This window comes from Pseudonocardia nigra (assembly GCF_019396355.1).
Taxonomy (GTDB): Bacteria; Actinomycetota; Actinomycetes; order Mycobacteriales; family Pseudonocardiaceae; genus Pseudonocardia; species Pseudonocardia nigra.
This window is the reverse complement of the sequence record NZ_JAHKRK010000327.1, coordinates 1-6,071: the sequence shown is the minus strand read 5'-3', so window position 1 is coordinate 6,071 and position 6,071 is coordinate 1. Positions and strand designations below refer to the sequence as shown.

At 70.7% G+C, this 6,071-nt stretch carries 2 protein-coding genes and 3 pseudogenes; 4 read left to right on the top strand and 1 reads right to left on the bottom strand.

The window, feature by feature from the left end; translation table 11 throughout:
* Nucleotides 1–109: 109 nt before the first annotated feature.
* Nucleotides 110–706, bottom strand: a pseudogene (locus tag KME75_RS39310) (IS1634 family transposase); the annotation flags it as partial.
* A gap of 175 nt (nt 707–881) precedes the next feature.
* Between KME75_RS39310 and KME75_RS39305 the strand changes: the two are divergent.
* The 4 genes and pseudogenes from KME75_RS39305 to KME75_RS47255 all read left to right on the top strand — a co-directional run bounded on the left by KME75_RS39305 (nt 882) and on the right by KME75_RS47255 (nt 5,566).
* Nucleotides 882–1,460 carry a hypothetical protein gene (locus tag KME75_RS39305; protein ID WP_219420063.1) on the top strand — a complete coding sequence of 193 codons (579 nt, stop codon included), beginning with the start codon at nt 882–884 and terminating at the stop codon, nt 1,458–1,460.
* A gap of 264 nt (nt 1,461–1,724) precedes the next feature.
* The gene (locus tag KME75_RS46445) at nt 1,725–2,945 is read left to right on the top strand and encodes a cytochrome P450 (RefSeq protein ID WP_219420062.1); all 1,221 of its coding nucleotides are present in this window, start codon (nt 1,725–1,727) and stop codon (nt 2,943–2,945) included.
* A 697-nt stretch (nt 2,946–3,642) separates the two neighbouring features.
* A pseudogene (locus KME75_RS47260) lies at nt 3,643–4,506 on the top strand (ATP-dependent DNA ligase); the annotation flags it as partial.
* Nucleotides 4,507–4,666: 160 nt separating this feature from the next.
* Nucleotides 4,667–5,566, top strand: a pseudogene (locus KME75_RS47255) (DNA polymerase domain-containing protein).
* The last annotated feature ends 505 nt before the right edge of the window (nt 5,567–6,071 follow it).

Sequence of the window (6,071 nt, the reverse complement as noted above, 5' to 3'; positions counted from 1 at the left end):
GTCGCCGCGAAAGTCCGCCGGCAAGAAGAAGAAATCCGCGCGCTCAAACGCCGCGAAACACCACCGGCTACGCGGCCAAGGCGAAATCCGAGCGGCGATTAGCCGGATAATCGAAGAACAGCAGGTCGACCTCGAGGTTGAGCAGGTTCGCGACCTGGTGAAACACCCCGACCTCGAGTTGTTCGCGGACGTCGTGGAGCCAGTCCATCGCCCGGTAGCAGGCGTCGTCGCTAGTCTCGGGCAGCCCGTCGATGTGCACGTCGTGGTTGATCCAGTCTGCGGCGGCCAGCTTCGACGACGGGGCGAGTGCCCGGTTGGCGACCAGCCCGAACAGCACCCGCTCGGTCTGACTGGTGTCGCGGGGCCGGCCGCGGCGCGGTGTGGTGTCCAGACCGCGCAGCACGGTGTCGATGCCCAGCTGCCGCCACAGCGCGTCGAGGGTGAACGTGCCACCGAACGGGCGAGACTCGCAGAACTGCAGCTCGGCACCCGCAGTCGCAGCCAGCGCGTCGGCCGGGTCCAGCAGCTGGGCCAGGGACGCGACCAGCCGCTTGACCGCGTCCCGGTCGAGCTGGTCGGCCCGCCCGAACCCGTAGAGGATCTTCGGGACCGACCGGCGGGCGACCGGATCCCACTCGTTGTGGGCCAGGTGCAGGTAGCGGACCGTGCCGTTCTTGGTCTTCCGCGCCGTCGTCTTCACGTACATCGCTCTAGAACGTAGACCATCACAGTCCGCTCAGCAGCAGCTACCCAGCCAGGCGTTTCTCTAGAGGATTCTCGGCGTGGCGGCCATCCACACCGCCCTGACCAGCAGCCTCACCCGCCCAGGACCTCCAGACCGGCCGAATTACGCGGAACGCCGGGCGGCGGGCGGAGGCCGAGTGGGGTTCGACGCGGCGCTGCGCCGCGACCTCGAGCGCGTCGCGACCGAGCACGGGTACCGGCTGCGGCGGCTCGTTGTGGACGAGCCGCAGGAGCTCAGCGCGTTCGTCGCCGATCTGTACCGCTGGTGGTATCGCCGCCGAGGCATCCCGGCGCAGCGGCTCCTCGTTCAGTCCTACGTGCAGTGGGACCCGCTGTGGGCGCAACGGCTCGGGGCGGTCCCTTTCTGGATCCGCTTCAACATGGCCCCCTCGTTTCAGGATCTCGAGCGGTACCTCGAACGGGCTGAGCCGTACGACCACATCCACCTCAACCTGTTCTCTCAGGGACTGTGGTCCCCCGGCGTCGTGCCGGTAGCGCACTGGCGCGGGCTCGTTGCTTCGTGGGCGCGGGTGCGTGGCGAGGTCGTCGGTGTCGACGAGGGTACCTACCCGCTCGACACCGGCAGCGCGATGCGTTTCCAGCCGGCGTTCGCGGCGCTTGCCCCGCGGCACCCGCTGCCGGCTCCGCTCGGCGTCACCGACGTGGACCGCTTCGTCGACGCCGCTGGCATTTCCCAGCGGGTCATCTGGAGCTGATCGCACCCGCACCTGGACCGCCCCGGGACGTGTAGGCCCGGACACGCGACGTGGCCAAAAGTGAGCAACTGCTGGGCCGACCGCGACGGCTACTGGACAGGCGACGCAGGCCGCGGCCGCGATGAGCGGCCTGTACATGTGTGATCAACAGCGCGGATGTGGCAGCGAAAGAACGGAAGCAGTCTGCACCACGACAATGCGCCGGCGGGGCGTTGACCGGCAGGCTCGTGTGAACCAGGGGGAACACGGGTAGTGCCTGGCATTGTGAGCAAGGACCGGACGCTTGAGCTGATCCGTCAGGGCTACCCGTGGGCCGCTCGGCTCCGGCGTGGCGCGGTCGCGGTCCCGACCCGGCTGCTGGGGCGCCGCGCCGCGGTCGTCGGAGGGCCCGAGGGTGTGCGCCGCTTCTACGACCCACGGCTGCGGCGGAAGGGGGCGTTCCCGCCGCCGATCAAGCTGGTGCTGTTCGGCCCGGGCACGGTGCACGGGCTGGACGACGCCGAGCACCACCACCGCAAGGCGCTGTACGTGGACCTGCTCACCCCGGAGGCCGTGGCGGCGCTGGGCGACCGCGCGGCGCAGGAGTGGAGCTCGGCGATCCGGCGCTGGGCCGGGCGCGACCGGGTGGTGCTGTTCGACGAGGCGGTGCAGGTGCTCGCCGCGTCCGTGCTCGGGTGGGGCGGCGTTCCGGTGCCGCAGGACGAGCTACCGCACCGGGCCCGCCAGCTGGCCGCCGTCGTCGACGGCTTCGCGACGCCGGGACCCGTATACGTCCGGGCCGCGCTGGCCCGCAGACGCCTGGACCGGTGGGCGGCCGAGCTGGTGCGGCAGGTGCGCACGGGACGGCTGCGGCCCGCTCCGGGCACGGCCCTGCACGTCGCCGCCACCGCGACCGGGCTCGACGGGCGGCTCCTGGCGGAACGCACCGCCGGGGTCGCGCTGCTCAACGTCCTGCGCCCGACCGTGGCGGTCGCCTGGTTCGTCGCGTTCGCCGGCGTCGCCCTGCAGGAGCACCCGGAGTGGCGCGCGCGCATCGCCGGCGGGGACGCCGCGGCGCTCGACGCGTTCTCCCAGGAGGTGCGCAGGCGCTACCCGTTCGTGCCGGTGCTCGCGGCGAAGGCGCGCGCGGAGCAGGACGTCCTCGGCGTCCGGGTGCCACGCGGCGGGCTCGTCGTGCTCGACGTGCACGGCACCGACCACGACCCGGCGCACTGGCCGGATCCCGACCGCTTCGACCCCGAGCGGTTCCTGACCGGGGACGTCGACCCGGACACGCTCGTGCCGCAGGGCGGCGGCGGCGTGTGCACCGGCCACCGCTGCCCCGGTGAGTCGGTGGTGCTCACGATGATCGCGGAGGCCGCGCGTGCACTGGCCGGGCTGGAGCACACGCTGCCGCCGCAGGACCTCGAGGTGGACCTGACCCGGATGCCGACCCGGCCGCGCAGCGGGGTGGTACTCGCCGTCACTCCTGCTGAGGCCTTCTGATCAGCGTGCGGTCCCTATTGCGCACCTACCCCATGCGGCGGCTCGCGAGCACCTTGTGTAGCCCGAGCGAGGGATTCGAACTCGTGTCCTGGCGTGGTAGCAGGCTCGTGGTCGGCGCAACACGGGATGGCTCGGCATTCATCCGGAACGAGGGCACCAAGGCCAGGCGCTGACCCCCATCCGCGACCGCTCGGTCAGGGGCGAGTTTGGGCTGCACCTCACGGGCGTGGTGGGCAATCGCCGTGTCGCTCCGGTGTTCGATCTCAATGGCGTTGGGCGAAGGACTTCAACTTCGATTCAACCCTTGGCGCCGAGCTCGGCCGTGCGTGAACACCACCATCGCGAAGTGCGATACCTCGATCCGGTCCGGCTGCGGATGCCCTCTTCTGCACTGCGCGCAGCAGCTCGTGTCGATCGAACGAGGCGTTGCGCGCGGACAGATCGAAGCGGGCATGGCGGTGCTCGACACGATGGTCGACGCGCGCGCAGGTCCGTCGTGTCTCGCGCCTCCTGCACGATCTGGTGACGATCCGGGCGCGCGGCCTCGACCCGCACGCCGCGGCCTGGGCGGACCGCGACGTGAAATCGCGGGCACTCGGCGACTCGCCCGGGTTGGCTTCCTCTGGGGCGCCGTGGGGCTGGTCTTTCCCGGGTATCCACCAGCGTGGACCTGCCCGTGCGGCCGCCGCTGACGCCGATGCTCGCCAAGCTGGCGCGCGAGCTGCCGCGCGGGGACGGGTGGTGGTTCGAGCCGAAGTGGGAAGGTTTCCGCTGCCTGGTCTTTTGCGATGGTGACGAGGTCGAGCTGCAGAGCCGCAACGCCAGGCCGTTGGGCCGCTACTTCCCGGAGCTGGTCGCGGCGGTTCGGTCGGTCGGCTCCGATCGCTTCGTCGCCGACGGCGAGATCGTGGTCACCGTGGACGGGATCTTCGACTTCGACGCGCTGCTGGCCCGCCTGCATCCCTCGACCGCCTGGGCGGACGAGCGGGCACGGGCGACGCCGGCGTCGTTCGTCGCGTTCGACGTGCTCGCCGTGGGCGACGACGACCTGCGGGGCGCGCCTTTCGGCGAGCGGCGTGCCCGGCTCGAGGAGCTGCTCGGCCGGGCGGAGCCGCCGGTGCAAATCACGCCGGGCACGGCCGAGCGCGAGGTCGCTGCCGACTGGCTCGCGCGCTTCATCGGCGGTGGGCTCGACGGTGTGGTCGCGAAGCCCGATCGGCTGCGTTACGAGCCGGGGAAGCGGGCGATGGTGAAGGTGAAGCGGGAACGGACGGCGGACTGCGTCGTCGCCGGTTTCCGGTGGCTCGCGCGCTCCGGTGCGGACGCGCCTGCGGTGAGCTCGTTGCTGCTCGGTCTGTACGGCGAGGCCGGCGAGCTGCATCACGTCGCGGTGTCCTCGGCGTTCTCGACCGTGCGCCGTGCGGAGCTGGTCGAGCAGCTGCGCCCGTACGCGACGACGCTCGAGGCGCACCCGTGGGCGCAGGGTTTCGGCCTCGCGGGCGGGCGGATCGGGCGGTTCAAGGGCACGGCGGGAGGATGGACGCCGGACATGACGCTGGACTGGGTTTCGCTGCGTCCCGTGCTCGTGTGTGAGGTCGGGTTCGACCAGCTCGAGGGCCATCCCGGCGCTTCCGCCATCCGGCCCGGTTCGTCCGTTGGCGACCGGATAGGGACGCGCGCTCGTGCGGGCTGGAGCAGGTCGAAGCGCCCCGTGAGCTGGGATGGCCTGCGGCATGAGCATCTTCGAGGTGCACGGCCGGAGTGTCCGGCTGTCATCGCCGGATCGGGTCCTGTGGCCGGGACTCGGCCTGACCAAGGCGTGGCTCGCCGACTACGACGTCCGCGTCGCGCCGGTCCTCCTGCCGCACGTGCGGCGTCATCCCGTGACGCTGCACCGGTTCCCCGAGGGTGTGTACGGACCGCATTTCAACCAGACGCGGGTCCCCCCGGCCCGACTGGGTCGAGGCCGTCACGCTCCGCATGGAGCGGACCGGGAAGGTGTTCGACGTGGCGGTGATCGACGATCTGGCCGGCCTGCTCTGGGCGGTGAACCTGTCGACCGTCGAGTTCCACCCCTACCTCGGCACGGTCGGGTCGCTGAAGGAGCCGGTCGTGGCGGTGTTCGATCTCGACCCGGGCCCGCCCGCCGGCCTGTACGAGGCGTGCGTGGTTGCGCTGCTCGTGCGGGACGTGCTCGCGGGACAGGGACTGCCGTCGTGGCCGAAGACGTCGGGTGGCGGGGGATGCACGTGTACGTGCCCGTCGATGCAGCGATGTACGAGCGAACGAAGGCGCACGTGCGGGCGGTGGCTGCGGTGCTCGCGCAGCAGCACGCGTCGCTGGTGGTCGATCGGATGGCGAAGGCCGCGCGCCGGGGCAAGGTGTTCATCGACTGGAGTCAGAACGACTTCGGCAAGTCGACCGTCGTGGCGTACTCACTGCGGGGCACGATCCCGCCGCTGGTGTCGGCGCCCGTCACGTGGGAGGAGGTCGAGGCCGTCGTCGCGGCGGGCGACGCGCGTCCGCTCCTGTTGGGGCCCGACGACGTCCTCGCGCGCATCGACGAACGCGGTGACTTGTTCGCGCCGGTCCTCACCCAGCACGTGCGCCTACTCGTCTAGCGCAACGGCCAAGTGCCCCCGGTCGCGTCTCGAGCTGACGTGCACCTCAGGAAGGTGCACCTCGTTGGGCCGATCAGCGCGCGCCGGCAGGTTCAGGTCCTGACGTTCAGGTGATGAGCACGGGGGTAAGCCGCCGACCTGAACGCGCAAACGGAGGTCACAGTGCCGGAGCCCGAGCAGCAGGCCGAGAACCACAACCACGCCACCATGCCATCCGACGTCTCTGATCTGACAAGGTCTCGGTGTTCGATCGTTTGGCAACGAAAGCCAACAAGTTCGTCTCCCGGGCCTGGTTCTTCTCATTTTGCACAGAAAACTCACCGACCTGGCAGCCTAAACCTGTGTCAATAAAATCGGGAACACTCCACACCCGCTGCTGTAAACATTCAGCGGTGTGGTGGCATGGCGTGATCGCCGGTCGGCCGTTCGGCCTCCGGTGCGCTCGGCTCGGTGTCCGTGGTCAGGTGGGCGCGGGTAGTGCCGGCATCCAGGGGTGGCCGGTGAG